The following is a 297-nucleotide window of genomic DNA, read 5'->3' as shown; positions in this document are numbered from 1 at the left end:
GGCTCAGTAGCTCAGTTGGTAGAGCAACGGACTGAAAATCCGTGTGTCGGCAGTTCGATTCTGTCCTGAGCCACCATCTTTTTGAGCCGGCCTAGCTCAATTGGTAGAGCAACTGACTTGTAATCAGTAGGTTGGGGGTTCAAGTCCTCTGGCCGGCACCACTAATTTTATTGGTGGCTGTTGACTAACAGATTGCTTTTGTGTATCATTGTTAGTGTTTTGGAGGGGTAGCGAAGTGGCTAAACGCGGCGGACTGTAAATCCGCTCCCTACGGGTTCGGCAGTTCGAATCTGCCCC

General features: G+C 50.8%; 2 tRNA genes. Both read left to right on the top strand.

The features are described 5' to 3' along the window. Nucleotides 1–76 (top strand) — tRNA-Phe (locus FN960_RS21285). A gap of 9 nt (nucleotides 77–85) precedes the next feature. After that, nucleotides 86–161: transfer RNA gene (locus FN960_RS21280), tRNA-Thr, on the top strand. The last annotated feature ends 136 nt before the right edge of the window (nucleotides 162–297 follow it).

Origin of the sequence: Alkalicoccobacillus porphyridii, assembly GCF_007293315.1 — a bacterium.
GTDB classification, from domain to species: Bacteria; Bacillota; Bacilli; order Bacillales; family Bacillaceae_D; genus Alkalicoccobacillus; species Alkalicoccobacillus porphyridii.
The sequence above is the reverse complement of the archived record's forward strand: the minus strand, read 5'-3'. Positions and strand labels throughout refer to the sequence as shown.